Here is a 16,381-nt window from a genome sequence, read left to right on the forward strand (position 1 = left end):
TGGCGCCCGGAGAGAGCAGAGGAAGAGAGCCCCGCGACGCTGCGTTCGCGTCGCGGGGCTCGTGGATCACTGACCGATCGGTCCGACGTAGACGATCTTGCCGTTGTCGACCTTGTAGCCGTACACCGCGGGGGCCTGCAGCTCACCCGTGGAGTCCCACTTGTAGTGCTTGCTCAGTCCGTCCTTGTCGTAGTTCTTCACCCAGTCCTTGAGGTCGGCGCGGGTCTGCTTGCCCGCGTCGATGCCCGCCAGCAGCACGGTGGCCGCGTCGTAGCCCTCGATGGAGTAGGTGCCCGGAGCGGCGTTGGACGCCTCCTGGTACTGCTTCGCGAAGTCGGTCAGCAGCTCACCCGGGATGCAGGGGCAGGTGAAGTAGGCGTTCTTGGACGCGTCACCGGCGAGCTTGATGAACTGGTCGTCCTTCACGCCGTCGGGGCCCACGAAGGCGCCCTTGTAGCCCTTGGCGACGAGCTGCTGGTCGAACGGCGCGCCCTCCGCGTAGTAGCCGGCGTAGTAGACGGCGTCGGGCTTGGCGTTGAGGATCTTCGAGATCGTGGCCGAGAAGTCCTTCTGGCCGGTGGTGACCTTGTCGGTGCCGACGAGGGCCTTGCCCAGCGCGTCGCTGGTCGCGGTGCCGAGGCCGATGCCGTAGTCGGAGTCGTCCTGGACCAGGTAGACCTTCTTGGCCTTCAGGGTGTCGGTGACGAACTTCGCCGCCGCGGGGCCCTGCTGCGAGTCGTTGCCGAGGGCGCGGAAGAAGGTCGTCCAGCCGTTCTTGGTCAGGCCGGGGTTGGTGGCCGACGGCGTCAGGTGCACGAGGCCCTGCTGCTCGAAGATGTTGCCGGTCGCCTTCGACTCGCCGGAGAACGGAAGGCCGATGACGCCCACGATGTCGGCCTCGCCGACGGCCTGGGTCACCGGGCCGGTCGCCTTGTCCGGCGTGCCCTCGGTGTCGAACTTCTTGAACTGCACCTGGCAGTCGGGGTTGGCCTTGTTGTGCTGGTCGATCGCGAGCTGCACACCGTTGAAGATGTTGATGCCGAGCTGGGCGTTCGCGCCGGTCTCTGCTCCGATGTAGGCGATCGTGGTGGTCGGCGCGCACTTGCCCTTGCCGTCGCCCGCCGGGAGGACCGCGTCCTTCGGGGTGTCGACCGAGGTGACCGCCGGAACGTCGATCCCGCCGCCGCCGCTCGTGCTGCTCGGGCTGCCGGCCTTGTTCGCGCAACCTGCGAGCAGAAGCAGTGCCGCTGCCGCCGCGACGCCCGCTGTGAGGGCCTTCTTTCGCATCATTTTTGTGATTGCCTTCCGATTCGGGTCATCGACCGCTCCTTGCGAACGTCGATGTCATCAAGGGTGTGGTGAGCGTACCTCTTTGCACGCGCTCCGCGAACGACACTAGTCCGACGGCGTCCAGTTTTTCGCTCCCTGAGGCCGAACGGGTATTCGGATCGTTACACGTTGTTCTCGGGCACGACATATTGGATCCGCGGCGCGCCCGACGCGCGCAGCGCCGATGGCGGGCCGTCGTGCCGGCGCGCCGCGCAGCGCCGAGTCCGCTGGATGCCGCCCTTGCAGCTCAGCCTGCAGGCCGTTCCGTGAAGTCCAGCAGCACCTTGGACGAAGCGCCCGGATCCGCCGCGACGCGGAAGGCCTCGCCGGCGTCTTCGACGCGGAAGGCGTGGGTGACGATGCCCGTGACGTCGAGGGATCCGGCCGCGAGCGCGGCGATCACCTCGTCGAGCTCGTCGCCGAAGCGGAACGAGCCCACCAGGCGCAGCTCGCGCGTGATCGCCGTCGCCAGGGGCGCGGGGACCTCCCCCGCGCGCTGCAGGCCCAGCATGACCACGGTGCCCCCTCGGCCCGCGGCGGAGACCGCGGAGGCCAGTCCGGGAACCGTGCCGCTGGATTCGACCACGACGTCCGCGTGCAGCCCGGCGATGGCGTCGGCGTCGCGGGCGTCCACCGCGTGCACCCCGCGCCGCGCGGCGAGCGCCAGCGGGAGCTCCTGGAGGTCGGTGAGCACGACGGAGCGCGCGCCGTGGTGCTGCGCCGCGGCGGCGACGAGCTGCCCGATCGGCCCTCCCCCGATCACGGCGACCGACGCGCCGCGCACGTCGCCGGCCTGAGCCAGCCCGTGCCAGGCCACGGCGGCCGGCTCGGCGAGCGCGGCGGTGCGCAGGTCGAGCCCGGCCGGAAGCGTGCGGAGCATCCGTGCCGGGAGGCTGACGCGCCGCGCGAACGCGCCCTGCGTGTGCGGCAGGTGCAGCGCCGAGCCGAGGTACGTCGACGCGGGCGCCAGGTTCGGCCGATCCCGCGGCCACGGCGTGACCCCGTCGCCGTGCGGCGTGAGCGGGTGCACCGCGACGTCGACGCCGGCGGCGGGCCCTGATCCGTCGGCGGCCGCGACGAGCACCGTGCCGCACACCTCGTGGCCCAGCACCATGGGCTCGCGCAGCACCGAGGCTCCGGCGGCGCCGTGCTGCCAATAGTGCAGATCGGAGCCGCAGATGCCGCCGTAGGCGATCTGGACGATCGCCTCGTCGTGCTGCGGGGTCGGCTCCGGGATGTCCTCCACGCGCAGATCCTCTGCGGCGTGCGCGACCACGGCCGTGTTGCCCATGCGTCGGTGTCCTCTCTCTTCTCCGCCGCGACCCGCGCGGCACGGCATGCTGCCCGGTCCTCAGCGCAGCGGCGTCTCCAGCCGCACGCCGCCGACGGTGACCGCCACGGTCTGCCCCGGCCGCACCGGCGCCTGGGAATACGGCGCCCCGGTCATCACCACGTCCCCCGGTCCGAGCGTCGACCAGGCCGCGACGTAGGCCAGGCAGTCCCGGATCGGGACCGGCAGCGCGCTCGCGCCGGTCGTCGCGACGATCTCGCCGTCCACCTCGACGGCGAGCGCGACGTCGTCCAGGTCGAGCTCCGTGTCGATCCACGGCCCGAGCGGGGTGTAGCCGTCGCCCGACTTCGACTCGAAGTTGCGCGGATCCAGCACCGCCCGCTCCGGGCTGGACAGGTCGTTCACCGCCGTGATGCCGAGCACGTAGGTGTGCGCGTTCGCGGCGGTCAGCCCGTCCGTGCGCCGCCCGATGACCACGGCGATCTCCCCCTCCGCGACCGTCGCACCGGCGTCCCGGCGCAGGCGCACCGGAACCGCGGATCCGACCACGGATCGCGGACTCTTCAGCCAGGCCTGCACGGGCGAGGCATGCCCGGGTCCGTTCTGCGCGATCCCGACGACCACCATCGATTCGGCCGGCGCCTGCACCTCGCCCTGCACCGGACCGAGGTCGGCCGGGACCCGGCCCTCGGCGAACGCGGCGTACGGATCCTCGATCCGCACCCAGCCGTCGCCCTCGCGCCGGGCGGGCACGACGCCGTCCGCGGTGAGGATCCGTCCCAGCAGCATCAGACCACCGCGGTCATGCCGCCGTCGACGTACAGCGTCTGACCGTTGACGAAATCGCTCGCGGCGCTGGCGAGGAACACGGCCGCGCCGACCAGGTCCCGCGGGTCGCCCCAGCGCCCGGCCGGCGTCCGTCCGCGCACCCACGCCGAGAACGCCTCGTCGTCGACGAGCGCGCGGGTCAGCGCGGTCTCGAAGTAGCCGGGGGCGATCACGTTCGCCTGCACGCCGTGCGGACCGAGGTCCGCGCACAGTCCGCGGGTGAACATCACGATCGCGCCCTTGGTCGCCGCGTAGGCCGCGATCGACGGCCGGGCGAACTGGGACTGCACGGATCCGATCTGGATGAGCTTGCCGGATCCGCGGGCGATCATGCCCCGCGACACCCGGCGGCTCAGCGCGAACACGGCGCCGAGGTTGATCTGCACCAGCGCGTCCCAGTCCTCGTCGCGGAACTCGTCGATGCGGGCGCGGCGCTGGATCCCGGCGTTGTTCACCAGGACGTCGATCCCGCCGAGCTCGCGCTCGATCCGGTCGATCCCGGCCTCGACCTCGGCGGCGTCCGTGACGTCGAAGGCGGCGTGATGGGCCGCCGATCCCGTGGCGTCGGTGATCTCCCCCGCCACGATGCCGCCCTCCTCCGCGCTGCGTCCGTGCACCACCACCGTCGCGCCCGCTGCGGCCAGTCCCTCGGCGATCGTGCGGCCGAGGCCGCGGGTGGATCCGGTGACGAGCGCGACACGGCCCGTGAGATCGAACGCCGCGAGACCCGCCGGCAGATGCGCCCTGGTGGTGCTCACGGGCGCACCGCGAGGATGGACACCGTGGTCGCGTCCACGCCGTCCCCGCTCTCCTCCCGCGACACCTTCACGGCGTCGTCCACGCGGGTGAGGTCGCGACGCAGCGTCTCCGGCGCGAGGAAGGTGGAGGCCGTGGTGATCAGCGCCAGGACCGCCATGTAGGTCGCCAGCAGGATCCAGTTGTTGCCGCTCACGGCGAGGAGGTACGCGCCCAGGACACCGGCGAGGCCGCCCGCGAGCACCGCGGAGATCTCGCGCGCCATCGCCACGCCGAGGTAGCGGTGCCGGTTCCCGAACAGCTCCGGCAGCATGGCGCACTGCGGGCCGAGCATGGAGTTCACGGCCACGCCGATGCCCACCGCGATCACCCCGATCGCGAGGAACGGGTTGCCCAGGGACAGCAGCCACCAGGCCGGGAAGGCGTAGGCGAGCATGAACACCGCGCCGAAGCGATAGACCGTGCGGCGTCCGAACCGGTCGGAGAGGTGGCCGGTGAACGGCACCGAGAACACGCCGATCAGCGAGCCGAGCGAGACGCCCCAGGTGAGCAGGCTCTTGTCGGCGTCGGGACCGACGACCGCCACGAAGAACGCGAGCCCGAGCGTCTGGAACATGTAGGAGCCGCCGTTCTCCGCCATCCTCAGACCGATGCCGACGATGACGCCGGGCAGGCCGTGCCCGAAGATCTCCCGGAACGGGTGATCGGCGATCTGCTCGTGCTTCTCCAGCTCGACGAAGGTCGGCGTCTCCCGCAGTCGCATCCGGATGAACAGGGCGAGCAGGATCAGCACGAACGAGCACAGGAACGGCACCCGCCACCCCCAGCTCATCAGCTGATCCTTCGGCAGCGCCGAGATCCCGGCGAAGACGAGCGCGGCCAGCACGGTGCCGGCCTGGATGCCGATGAACGGCAGCGCCGAGAAGTAGCCGCGGCGGCGCACCGGCGCGTACTCCGCCATGAGCACGGTCGCACCGGCCTGCTCGGCGCCGGCCCCGAATCCCTGCAGCAGGCGCATCAGCACGAGCAGGATCGGCGCCCAGATGCCCACGGCCGCATAGGTCGGCAGCAGGCCGATCGCCGTGGACGCGCCGCCCATCAGCACGATGGTGGCAACGAGCACCCACTTGCGGCCGAGCTTGTCTCCGAGGATCCCGAAGAAGAGACCGCCGAAGGGGCGGGCCAGGAACCCGACGCCGAAGGTCGCGAACGCCGCGACCGTGGCCATGCCCGGGTTGCCCTGCGGGAAGAACAGGACGTTGAAGATCAGCGCGGTGGACAGGCCGTACAGCGCGAAGTCGAAGTACTCCAGCGCACTGCCGATGCTCGATGCGAGCGTCGCTCGGCGCAGATTGCCCGCGTACTCCGGATCCTCCGACGGGGTGTGCACGGCGGGGTGCGTGGTGGTCATGCCATCTCCTTCGATCGGCTCGCATCATCGGCGATAGGGACGACAGTACCAACCTGTTGGCCATTGTTCAATACGTTGTACCGATTCCGGACGCGATCATCTCAAGGCGAGCGACAACGTCGCACACGGGATCACCGGGCGCAGATGCCCGGAACCGGGCACGCCGAGCACCCCGATCGTCGGGGATCCGTCCTCGTGTGTCAGGCGCGGGCCGCGGCGCTGAAGGGGTTGGTCAGCTGCCGGGCGGCTTCCTGGAGCGCGCGCCCGACCCGTTCGATCCGCTCGTACCCCGCGTCGGCCGCGGGGATCGCGACGCCCAGCGCGAGCTGCGGATCGGCCGGCGACCAGCCATCCAGGGGGACGGCGACCCCGATGATCCCGCGGAAGGACTCCTCGCCGTCGATCGCCCAGCCCCGCTCGCGTCCGGCCCGCAGCGCCTCGAGCAGCGCCGGAAGGCCCCGCGCGCTGCGCTCGGTGAGCGCGGGGAAGGCGACGTCGGCTCCGAGCAGCGCCTCGACCTCGGCGTCGGTCCTGGTCATCAGCAGCGCACGCCCGGTCGCGGACAGCGCGGCCGGGAGCCGGGAGCCGAGCGGAGTGCCGATGCGCATGGTGCGCGAGCCCTCGTGCCGGGCGAGGTACAGCGCGTCGGCGCCGTCCAGCATCGCCACTTGGACGAGTTCCGAGGAGAGCACGGGCGATGCCTCGCACACGGCGTAGAACTCGCGGATCTGGTTGAACTGCGCAGCGAAGGCGCCGCCCAGCTCCGCCGTGCGCAGCCCCAGGCGGTACCCCTGGGCGACGCGCTCGATCATGCCGCCGGCTTCGAGCGCCAGGCACAGGTTCGCCGTCGACGACTTGGCCAGTCCGAGCCCCGTTGCGAGCTCGGTGAGGGTCCGCGGACCTCCGGCCTCGGCGAGCAGGCCCAGCAGGCGGATGCTGCGCGTCACCGCGGGCGCGGGGTCGCGTCCCTCGCGGGCGTCGTCGTCTGACATGCCGAACCCTTCATCGTGCGGACCCGCGGCGCGACTGCCGCAGGTCAGTAGAACTCGACCGTATCGACCACGGCATGCAACGGCGAGCCATCCAGCAGGCGCGTCGCGTCTGCCGCGAACCGCCGCGCGATCCGCTCCTCCTCCTTGGTGCTGAGCGCGGCCGTGTGCGGGCTGATGAGCACGCGGGGATGCGACCACAGCGCCGAGGCGGCCGGCAGCGGCTCGACCTCGAACACGTCCATCGCGGCGAACGAGATCCGGCCCTCGTCCAGGGCCTGAAGCAACGCGGACTCGTCGATCACGGTGCCGCGCCCGACGCTCGCGAGGATCGCCCCCGGCCGCACGGCGGCCAGCACATCCGCCCCGATGAGGTGATGCGTCTGCTCGGTGCCCGGGAGGGTGACCACGATCGCATCGACGTGCGCGACGGCTTCGACGAGCTCGTCCAGCGGGATCAGGCGGTCCACGCCCGCGACGGGCGTGCCGGTGCGGGTCGTCCCCCAGACCCGGGCACCCAGCGCATGGAAGGCGCGCGCGCACTCGGCGCCGATGCCGCCCAGGCCCACGACCAGCACGGTCATCTCATCGATCTGACGCATGGTGAAACGCTCCGGCCAGCGCCGCTCCCGCTGGTCCGCCTGCAGTCGCGGCAGGTCTTTGGCGCCGGCGAGCACCCCGAACACCGCGAACTCCGCGAGCGGCGCGCCGTGCACCCCGGCGCTCGTCGTGAAGACGATGCGATCGAGCTCCGCGCGGTCGAGGCCGGCGGCCTTGATCTGCGCGCCGCCGCCGGCGGCGGTAGTCATCACCCAGCGCAGCCGGGGATTGGCGCGCACCGTGCGGGCGAGGGCCTGCGGATCCACGTCGGGGATGCCGAAGAGCGCATCGGCCGAGTCGACCATCTCCTCGAACGCGCGCTGCTGCTCCGGCGTGCGCACGTGATCCGGATCCCCCGACCAGTCGGCGGGCCCGCGCATGGGATGCACGAGAGAGTGGTCGCGCACCACCTGCACGCGCGGCTCGAGCTCCTCGATGAGCCGGCACAGCGGCTCCGCCAGCGGCACCGCCGCGACCGCGCGCAGCCTCGGTTCCGTCGCCTCGACCATGTACCCTCCTCGTCGTCGTTCCGTCGTCCGCCCGGAGGCGCAGCTGACGGTCACTCCCGTTCAGGGTATCGCGGATCCAACTGATTGGATACTGTTCCGTATTTTGAATCCGCGCTACGATGGGCGCATGAACGACGCGCACGAGGATGTCACGGTCGGGATGCTGGGCCTGGGCGCCATCGGCCTGCCGATGGCGCAGCGGCTGTTGGAGGGACACGGTCGTCTTCTCACCGCCTCGCGGCGGCCGCAGCCGGAACTCGCCGCAGCCGGCGCCATGGCGGTGGCGACGCCCCGCGAGCTGGGCGCCCGCGCCGACGTGGTCCTGACCATGCTGCCCGACCTCCCGGAACTCGAGGAGGCGCTCTCCGGGCCGGACGGCCTGCTCGCGGATGCCGGCGATCTGCTCCTCCTGATCGGTTCCACATCGTCGGCGCCCGGCGTGCGCGCCCTGGCGGCGCGCATCACGACCCAGACCGAGGGACGTGTGCGCGTGGTCGACTGCCCTGTCTCCGGCGGCGTCGACGGCGCGGCCGCCGGGACGCTGTCGATCATGCTCGGCGGCGAGCCGGCCGAGACGGAGCTCGCGGCCCGTGTGCTGGCTCCGTGCGGAACCCCGGTCCATCTCGGCCCGCTCGGCGCAGGCCAGGTCGCCAAGGCGTGCAACCAGCTCGTCGTCGCCGCGACGATCCTGGCGCTCGGGGAGGCCACCGTGCTGGCGGAGCGGTCCGGACTCGACCTCGACGCCCTGTGGACGCTGTTGTCCGGCGGTTACGCCGGATCCCGTCTGCTGGACAGCCGGCGCGAGCAGCTCGTGGCCGGCACCGACGAGCCCAGCGGCATCGCCCGCTACATGGTGAAGGACCTCGGGTTCGCGGCCGACATCGCGCAGGCGACCCACACGGATCCCGCCCTTCTCCCCGCCCTGCGCGCTGCCTTCGACGGGATCGTGTCGGCGGGACTCGGCGAGCGCGACATCTCGGTCACCCGGCGGTACGTCGCGGAGCGTGACTCACAGCCCGGAACGCCGCGATAACAGCGATACGCTGAACCCATCCCCCATCGGAGACACGAGGAGATCACCGTGCCCACAGCCGCTGCCAACATCGGAGTCGTCGGACTCGCCGTCATGGGCTCGAACCTCGCCCGCAACCTCGCGAGCCGTGAGGGCAACACCGTGGCGATCTTCAACCGCAGCTACGAGAAGACGCAGTCGGTGCTGGACGCGCATCCCGAGGCGGGCTTCATCCCCGCCTCCACGTACCAGGAGTTCGCCGACAGCCTGCAGAAGCCGCGTACCGCGATCATCATGGTCAAGGCCGGTGCGGGCACGGACGCCGTGATCGACGAGCTCGTCAAGGTCTTCGAGCCGGGCGACATCATCGTCGACGGAGGCAACGCGTACTTCCCCGACACGATCCGCCGCGAGAAGGCCGTGCGCGAGACCGGCATCAACTTCGTCGGCGCGGGCATCTCCGGCGGCGAGGAGGGCGCGCTCACCGGCCCGTCGATCATGCCCGGCGGATCCGACGAGTCCTGGGTCACGCTCGGCCCGATCCTCAAGTCCATCGCTGCCATCGCGGAGGGCGAGCCGTGCGTCACGCACGTCGGCCACGACGGCGCGGGGCACTTCGTGAAGATGGTGCACAACGGCATCGAGTACGCCGACATGCAGCTCATCGCCGAGGCGTACGACCTGATCCGCCGCGGCACCGGCAAGACCCCGGCGGAGATCGCGGAGATCTTCGCCGAGTGGAACAAGGGCGAGCTGGAGTCGTACCTCATCGAGATCACCGCCGAGGTGCTGCGCCAGGTCGACGCGTCCACCGGCAAGCCGCTCGTGGACGTCATCCTCGACCAGGCCGGCGCCAAGGGCACCGGTGCGTGGACCGTGCAGACCGCGCTGTCGCTCGGCGTGCCCGTCTCCGGCATCGCCGAGGCCACCTTCGCCCGCTCGCTGAGCTCGCACCCCGAGCAGCGCGCCGTCGCCGCGGCCCTGCCCGGCCCGGCCGACGAGTTCACGGTCCCCGCCGACCAGGCCGACGCGTTCATCGAGGACGTGCGCCTGGCGCTGTACGCGTCGAAGATCGTCGCCTACTCGCAGGGCTTCGACGAGATCCGCGCCGGCGCCGCCGAGTACGGCTGGAACATCGACCTCGGCGCGATCGCGAAGATCTGGCGCGGCGGCTGCATCATCCGCGCCCAGTTCCTGAACCGCATCGCGGACGCGTACGCGCAGACGCCGGACCTCCCGGTGCTGATGACGGCGCCGTACTTCGCCGAGGCCATCGGCCGCGCCCAGGCCGCCTGGCGCCGCGTCGTGGTCGCGGCAGCGCAGGCCGGGATCCCCGCGCCGGCGTTCTCGTCGTCGCTGTCGTACTACGACGGCATCCGCGCCGACCGGCTGCCCGCAGCGCTCGTGCAGGGCCAGCGCGACTTCTTCGGCGCGCACACCTACAAGCGCATCGACAAGGACGGCACGTTCCACACGCAGTGGTCCGGCGACCGCACCGAGATCCCGGCCGTCGACACGCACTGACCGCACAGTGAAGCGCCGTCCCCGATCGCCGGGGACGGCGCTTGCGTGTTCCATACCTCAGACCGCGTTCAGACGTCCGTTCTTCAGCCGCAGCCGGCGGTGCGCGCGTTTGGCGACCGCGGAGTCGTGCGTGACGACGATGAGCGTCAGCCCCTCGGCGCACAGCGATTCCAGCAGCGTCAGGATCTCGTCGCGCATCTCCTCGTCGAGGTTGCCCGTCGGCTCGTCCGCGAGCAGCACCCGCGGTCGCTTCACGATGGCGCGGGCGATCGCCACCCGCTGCTGCTGGCCGCCCGACAGCTCCCCGGGAAGATGGTCACCGCGATCGGCGAGCCCGACGTGGGCCAGCGCCTCCTCCACGCGGGCGGCGCGCTCGGCCGGGCCCGTCCTGGCGGGCACCAGCGCCATCGCCACGTTCTCCCTGGCGGTGAGCGTGGGGATCAGGTTGAACCCCTGGAAGACGAAGCCGACGTCCTCCGCCCGGATCCGCCCGAGCTCCTTGTTCGAGGCGGAGGACAGCTCCGTGCCGGCGAGGACGAGGGATCCCGCGGTCGGCCGATCCAGCGCGCCGAGGAGCTGCAGCAGGGTCGACTTGCCGCCGCCGGTCGGGCCCTGGATGGTGACGAACTCGCCGGCCCCGATCTCCGCTGTCACGCCGGTCAGGGGCGTCACGGTGCGCCCCTTCCCGGTGTAGGTGCGGGTCACGTCGGTCAGGACGTAGAGCGGCTGGGGTGCGGTCTCGATGGTGCTCATGATGTTCTCCCGTTCCGGATGCGTTTCAGGCGGCGGACCGCAGGGCTTCTGCGGGGCTCAGCCGCGCGGCACGCCATCCCCCGACGGCACCGGCGATCAGGCCTCCGAGGATCGCGAGCCCGACGGCGGCGACGAGGATCCCGACGCTGAGCGGTGCGTGCAGCACGACGTCCTGTGCGGCCCCGCCGAGGGCGCGGAAGGCGCCCCCGCCGCCGAATCCCTCACCGCCGAAGCCCCCTGCTCCGCCGCCGGGCCCGGACGCCTCCGCGCCACCGGCCGCCCGGCGGGCGATGCCTGAGGCGCCGGAGATCGTGGGGTGCACGAGGTTGACGACGAGGATCCCGACGAGGCCGAGCGCGAGCCCCGCGGCGCCGCCGATGAGCCCCTGCACGAGCGACTCCCCCGCGACCTGGCGCACGATGCGCCCGTTGGACCAGCCGATCGCCTTGAGGGTGCCGAACTCCCGCGTACGCCGTGCCACGCCGGAGAGCGTGAACAGCACGGCCAGGAGCACGGCCACGGCGAGCACGATGACCGACAGCCAGGTGCCGAGGCCCTCGATCATGCCCGCGGCGCTGGAGAGGGATCCGGAGACCGTGGAGGCGAGGTCGGCCTGCGAGCTCACCGTCGCATCGGGCAGCGTCTTCGCGAGCGCGCTCTGCACGGCGGGGATACCGGCCGCCGACGACGCCTTGACATAGATCGCGGAAACGACGTCGCCCGTGCCGGCGATCTTCTGCGCCGTGTCCAGCGGCAGGTAGATGTTCGCCGCGGTGTCGGCCGAGGCGGACGACGAGGTCACGATCCCGACGATCTTCACGCTGGATCCGCCGACGTCGACCGTGTCGCCCACGCTCAGGCTCTTCGACGTGGCGTAGGTGCTGTCGGCGAGGGCCACCATCCCGCCGGCGTCGCTCGCGCTCAGCGCACGCCCGGAGGAGACCTTCACCGATGACAGCGGTCCCACGTCCGTCCCCGCGGCGGGGTCGACGCCGAGCACCGAGAACGAGTCGAGTCCGAACCGGCCGCCGCCGAAGCGCGGTCGCTCCCCGGTGCTCTGGCCGCCGGCCTGGCCTTCGGCCGCACCGCTCTGCCCTTCGGGCCGGCTGGTGCCGGACTGCGCGTCCTGCTGGGCGATCTGCCCGTCGAAGGTCAGGTTGGTGAGGCTCAGCGCGCCCGTCGCGGCGGCGACACCATCGGTCGAGGCCGCCGTCTTCACCTCGGACGCGGCGAGCGTGCCGCGGGCGGGCGAGGCGCGCAGCACCGACGTCTTCAGCGAGGTGCTGCCGTCGCTGCCGGTCGCGCCGCCGCCGGCGCCGAAGTCGAAGCGCTGGCCCGTGTCGCTGCCCCGCTGCGCGGGTGCTCCGGTCACGGTGAGGTCGGTGCCGACGCCGTAGACCCGCGCGAGGGCCTCGGCCTGCGCATCCCGGACCCCGGCGGACAGGGCGTTGACGACGATGACCAGGGCGATCGCGATCGCCAATCCCACCGCGACGATCACCGTCTGCTTCTTCCGCCCGGCCAGCTCGCGGCGCAGATACGTCCCGTACATGCTTCTCCTCTTCGGTCACGCTTGTGCTGGTGACGCTAGGAGCGCGTTCTGGGCCGCGGTGATGGCGTTGCTATGCGCAGGCTAAGCACCGCGCCGACCTCGGGCCGGCGTCGGCGTTCCGATGACGCGATCAGCCCGCGGGCGGGATGTTGTGGTTGCCGGAGAACAGGTTCCGCGGATCCCACTGCGCCTTCAGTGCGCGCAGCCGGGACCACACCTGCGGCGCGTAGAACACGGCAGGATCCGGATTCGACGCCGGATCCGCGAAGTTCGTGTACGCGGCGAGCCGTCCCTGCGCGATCGCCTCGAGCTCCGTCCGCGCGGTCTCGCGCTCCCTGTCATCGAGCATGCCGGGGAAGTCGAAGGCGACGGCCATCACGAACCAGGTCGCCGCACGCGCCGGGAACGCGGTCGCATCGTCCGCGACGTCACCGTAGGCTCCGCCGAGCGAGCGCAGGAACACGACCGAGCCGGCATGCGCGCGGCGGAACGCGACCAGACGGTCGATCAGCGCGTCGTCGAGCTCGGCGAACAAGCCGTTCACCGACAGCATCGGCGGCACCGGATCGTCGACGTCATGCGGCATCGTGCTCAGCGCGTCCGCGTACGCCGTGCGCGCCACCTCGCCGCCCACGCCCTCGACCGCCGTGATCGGCTGCAGCACGGGCTCGAGCGCAGCCTCGTCGGTGCCCGCCCAGACGACCGCGAGGCGGGCGCCGGCCGGAGCGCTGGGGTCCATCGCCGGCACGTCCATGTAGGTGACGGTCAGCTCGCGCGGCGCGGTCGCCAGGGTGTCCCGCACGACGCGCAGCAGCGCGGCCTGGTCGCCGTCGACCGTCAGCTCGCCGGCCAGGACGCCCGCGAGCGGCGCCGCCTCGAAGTCGAGCCGCGTGACGATGCCGAAGTTGCCGCCACCGCCCCGGATCGCCCAGAACAGCTCGGCGTTCTCCGCGGCGGAGGCCTCGACCACCCGACCGTCCGCGGTCACCACCTGCGCGCCGCGGAGCTGGTCGACCGCGAGTCCGCGGTCGCGCACGAGCAGGCCGATGCCGCCGCCGACGGCGAGGCCGCCGACCCCGACGCTCGCGGTGTCGCCGGAACTGATCGCCACGCCGTGCGGGGCGAGCGCCGCGGCCACCTCGCCCCAGAGCGCGCCCGTGCCGACGCGGACCAGGCGGCCCCGCTCCGTCTCCTCGCCGACCTCTATCGACGCGAGGGCGCGGACATCGATCGTGAGTGCGCCCGGCGCAGGCTTCCAGAAGCCGTGGCCGCCGCCGCGGACGATCACCGGCCTGCCCTCCTCGACCGCACGGCGCACGGCTGCCGCGACCTCGTCGGCATCGGCGGGGTGCACGATCTCGGGCTGGTTCTCGGGGACGGCGGATCCGGATTCGCGGGAGGAGCTCATGGTCCGACGGTAATCATGGCCACAGACATTTCAAAGCTCATAGGCGGCTCATAGGAAGCTGAGGAGAATGGATGCATGAACGATCACGCCACTGAGCTGCGCCGCCCCGATGGCTCTCCCCTGCGGATCCTCGCGGTCGACGACGAGCCGATGCTCACCGACCTCCTCGCCATGGCCCTGCGCATGGAGGGCTGGGAGGTGCGGACCGCCGGGTCGGGACTCGAAGCGCTGCAGGTCGCCCGCGACTTCGGCCCCGACGCCCTGGTCCTCGACGTCATGATGCCCGACCTGGACGGGCTCGGCGTCCTCAAGCGCCTGCGCGAGCAGGGCAACATGGTGCCCGTCGTGTTCCTGACCGCCAAGGACGCGGTGAGCGACCGGATCGCCGGGCTCACCGCGGGCGGCGACGACTACGTCACCAAGCCGTTCAGCCTCGAGGAGGTCGTGGCGCGTCTGCGCGCCGTGATCCGCCGCTCGGGCGGCGCGACCACCGATGCCAAGGACTCGATCCTGCAGGTCGGCGATCTCACCCTCAACGAGGACAGCCACGAGGTGGTCCGCGGCGGCGACGAGATCGAGCTCACCGCGACGGAGTTCGAGCTGCTGCGCTTCCTCATGCGCAACGAGCGCCGCGTGCTGTCGAAGGCGCAGATCCTCGACCGGGTGTGGAGCTACGACTTCGGCGGCCGCTCCAGCGTCGTCGAGCTCTACATCTCGTACCTGCGCAAGAAGCTCGACGCCGGACGCGAGGTGCCGCTGATCCACACGGTCCGCGGTGTGGGCTACATGATCAAGGCCCCGCAGCAATAAGTCCGCGCACGATGGAGTCCTCCCGCCGATGAACCCGTTCCGCCACGGCCCGCGCGGCCCCCTGTCGCTGCAGGCGCGACTCATGGCCGCCGTCACCGGTTTCGTGTCGCTGATCCTCGTGGTCATCGCCATCGCGACCAGCGTGGTGCTCGGGAACGTGCTGAACGGGCGGCTGCAGGACGAGCTCGCGACGGCGAGCAAGAGCCTCGCCCGCTCGGCTGCGGCGAGCGCCTTCATCAGCCACACCGTGCCGAGCGCATCGAGCCTCTGGGAGGGTCAGACCGGCGTGCCGACGGGAACCCTCGTCATGGTGCTGTCGGACACGGGTTCGGTGACGGGGTCCTATGTGAGTCCCGACCGGGTCGCGCAGGATCTGAACGGCACCCAGATGCGGCAGATCGTCACCGCGCTCAACCAAGGGCGATACGACGAGGAGATCGGCGGCCTCGGCTCGTATCAACTGGCGCACCAAGCGGTCGCCATCCCTGGGGACACGCCGCATTCGGTCGAGGTGATCACCGGCCTTCCCCGCGCCTCGGTCGAGGCCCAGATCACGACGCTGTTCTCGATGATCGCCCTCACCACGATCGGCGGCCTGATCCTGCTCGCCCTGTCCACGGCGATCACCATCCGGCTCGCCCTGCGGCCGCTGCGCGAGGTCGCGGCCACCGCCAACCGCGTCGCCAACCAACCGCTGGACCGCGGCGACGTGTCGATCACCGAGCGCGTGCCGGCGGCGGAGGCGGATCCGCGCACGGAGACCGGACTGGTGGGCGCGGCCCTGAACACGCTCCTCGACCACGTCGACGCCTCGCTCGCCGTGCGGCAGCGCAACGAGGAGCGGATGCGGCAGTTCGTCGCGGACGCGAGCCACGAGCTGCGCACCCCGCTGTCGTCGATCCGCGGATACTCCGAGCTCTCGCTGCGGGCGCTGTCGACGTCCACGGCTCCTGAGGATCCGGCGACGGCATCGGCGCACACGGCGCTCGAGCGCATCCAGGCCCAATCGCTGCGGATGACGCGCCTCGTCGAGGATCTGCTGCTGCTGGCGCGGCTCGAGGAGGGCAGAGAGCTGTCGCTGTCGACCGTCGATCTCTCCCGGCTCGCGATCGAGGGCGTCGAGGATGCGCGCCCCACGGCGCCCGACCACGTGTGGACGATCGATGTGCCGGCGGAGCCCGTCGAGCTCATCGGGGACACCGGACGGCTGCAGCAGGTGGTCGCCAACCTCGTCGCCAACGCGCGCACGCACACTCCGGCCGGCACGCGCATCACCGTCGAGGTCGCCGTGGACGGCGAGGATGCCGTGCTCCGCGTGCGGGACGACGGCCCCGGCATCGACCCGCAGGTGCGGGACGAGCTCTTCAGCCGGTTCGCCCGCGGCGACCGCTCCCGCAACCGCGCCACCGGCGGATCCGGCCTCGGCCTGTCGATCACCAAGGCGATCGTGGAGGGCCACGGCGGCACGATCTCGGTGCAGAGCGAACCGGGCGAGACCGTGTTCACGGTGCGCCTGCCGCGCATGCCGCATGCTGCGAGCGCACCCGACGACGATCGCGCCGCCGAGGGCGGCCACGAGATCGGCCGCGCCATCGGGGGACGCTGAGCG

The 16,381-nt window shown here is 71.7% G+C and carries 14 protein-coding genes; 4 read left to right on the forward strand and 10 right to left on the reverse strand.

Going from position 1 to position 16,381, the window contains the following annotated elements:
* Nucleotides 1-66 precede the first annotated feature (66 nt).
* From AERO9AM_RS13120 to AERO9AM_RS13150, 7 genes are all read right to left on the reverse strand, one after another.
* A complete protein-coding gene (locus tag AERO9AM_RS13120) occupies nt 67-1,290 on the reverse strand; it encodes a branched-chain amino acid ABC transporter substrate-binding protein (protein ID WP_159576534.1) in 1,224 nt (407 codons plus the stop codon).
* 286 nt (nt 1,291-1,576) lie between these two features.
* Nucleotides 1,577-2,620, reverse strand: coding sequence for a zinc-binding dehydrogenase (locus tag AERO9AM_RS13125; protein ID WP_159576535.1), 1,044 nt, complete (start codon nt 2,618-2,620; stop codon nt 1,577-1,579).
* A gap of 60 nt (nt 2,621-2,680) precedes the next feature.
* Nucleotides 2,681-3,409 carry a fumarylacetoacetate hydrolase family protein gene (locus AERO9AM_RS13130; protein ID WP_159576536.1) on the reverse strand — a complete coding sequence of 243 codons (729 nt, stop codon included), beginning with the start codon at nt 3,407-3,409 and terminating at the stop codon, nt 2,681-2,683.
* On the reverse strand, nt 3,409-4,206 hold the full coding sequence (locus tag AERO9AM_RS13135) for an SDR family oxidoreductase (RefSeq protein ID WP_236602617.1): 798 nt from the start codon (nt 4,204-4,206) through the stop codon (nt 3,409-3,411). Before AERO9AM_RS13135 ends, AERO9AM_RS13130 begins: the two co-directional genes overlap by 1 nt.
* Nucleotides 4,203-5,615, reverse strand: coding sequence for an MFS transporter (locus AERO9AM_RS13140; protein ID WP_159576537.1), 1,413 nt, complete (start codon nt 5,613-5,615; stop codon nt 4,203-4,205). The genes AERO9AM_RS13135 and AERO9AM_RS13140 overlap by 4 nt, the downstream gene beginning before the upstream one ends.
* A 200-nt stretch (nt 5,616-5,815) precedes the next feature.
* Nucleotides 5,816-6,607 carry an IclR family transcriptional regulator gene (locus AERO9AM_RS13145; protein WP_159576538.1) on the reverse strand — a complete coding sequence of 264 codons (792 nt, stop codon included), beginning with the start codon at nt 6,605-6,607 and terminating at the stop codon, nt 5,816-5,818.
* Between the two features lie 44 nt (nt 6,608-6,651).
* Nucleotides 6,652-7,713 (reverse strand): D-2-hydroxyacid dehydrogenase, encoded by a 1,062-nt coding sequence (locus AERO9AM_RS13150; RefSeq protein WP_159576539.1) that lies wholly within the window; start codon nt 7,711-7,713, stop codon nt 6,652-6,654.
* Between the two features lie 127 nt (nt 7,714-7,840).
* On the opposite strand from AERO9AM_RS13150, the gene AERO9AM_RS13155 reads away from it, so the two are divergent.
* Nucleotides 7,841-8,746: an NAD(P)-dependent oxidoreductase gene (locus tag AERO9AM_RS13155; RefSeq protein WP_159576540.1), complete on the forward strand. Its 906-nt coding sequence runs from the start codon at nt 7,841-7,843 to the stop codon at nt 8,744-8,746.
* Between the two features lie 48 nt (nt 8,747-8,794).
* Nucleotides 8,795-10,249: an NADP-dependent phosphogluconate dehydrogenase gene (gndA, locus tag AERO9AM_RS13160; protein ID WP_159576541.1), complete on the forward strand. Its 1,455-nt coding sequence runs from the start codon at nt 8,795-8,797 to the stop codon at nt 10,247-10,249.
* A gap of 57 nt (nt 10,250-10,306) precedes the next feature.
* Here the strand turns inward: gndA and AERO9AM_RS13165 are convergent, their stop codons facing one another.
* From AERO9AM_RS13165 to AERO9AM_RS13175, 3 genes are all read right to left on the reverse strand, one after another.
* Nucleotides 10,307-11,002: an ABC transporter ATP-binding protein gene (locus tag AERO9AM_RS13165; RefSeq protein ID WP_159576542.1), complete on the reverse strand. Its 696-nt coding sequence runs from the start codon at nt 11,000-11,002 to the stop codon at nt 10,307-10,309.
* Between the two features lie 25 nt (nt 11,003-11,027).
* Complete coding sequence (locus AERO9AM_RS13170) at nt 11,028-12,554, reverse strand: ABC transporter permease (RefSeq protein ID WP_159576543.1); 1,527 nt, start codon at nt 12,552-12,554, stop codon at nt 11,028-11,030.
* Nucleotides 12,555-12,684: 130 nt separating this feature from the next.
* Nucleotides 12,685-13,962 (reverse strand): FAD-binding oxidoreductase, encoded by a 1,278-nt coding sequence (locus AERO9AM_RS13175; RefSeq protein ID WP_159576544.1) that lies wholly within the window; start codon nt 13,960-13,962, stop codon nt 12,685-12,687.
* A gap of 75 nt (nt 13,963-14,037) precedes the next feature.
* Here AERO9AM_RS13175 and AERO9AM_RS13180 point away from each other — a divergent pair, with 75 nt between their 5' ends.
* Both AERO9AM_RS13180 and AERO9AM_RS13185 read left to right on the forward strand, forming a co-directional pair.
* Nucleotides 14,038-14,772: a response regulator transcription factor gene (locus AERO9AM_RS13180; RefSeq protein WP_159576545.1), complete on the forward strand. Its 735-nt coding sequence runs from the start codon at nt 14,038-14,040 to the stop codon at nt 14,770-14,772.
* Between the two features lie 28 nt (nt 14,773-14,800).
* Nucleotides 14,801-16,378, forward strand: coding sequence for a sensor histidine kinase (locus tag AERO9AM_RS13185; protein ID WP_159576546.1), 1,578 nt, complete (start codon nt 14,801-14,803; stop codon nt 16,376-16,378).
* Nucleotides 16,379-16,381: the final 3 nt, after the last annotated feature.

The organism is Microbacterium sp. 8M, from assembly GCF_902506375.1.
Lineage (GTDB): Bacteria > Actinomycetota > Actinomycetes > Actinomycetales > Microbacteriaceae > Microbacterium.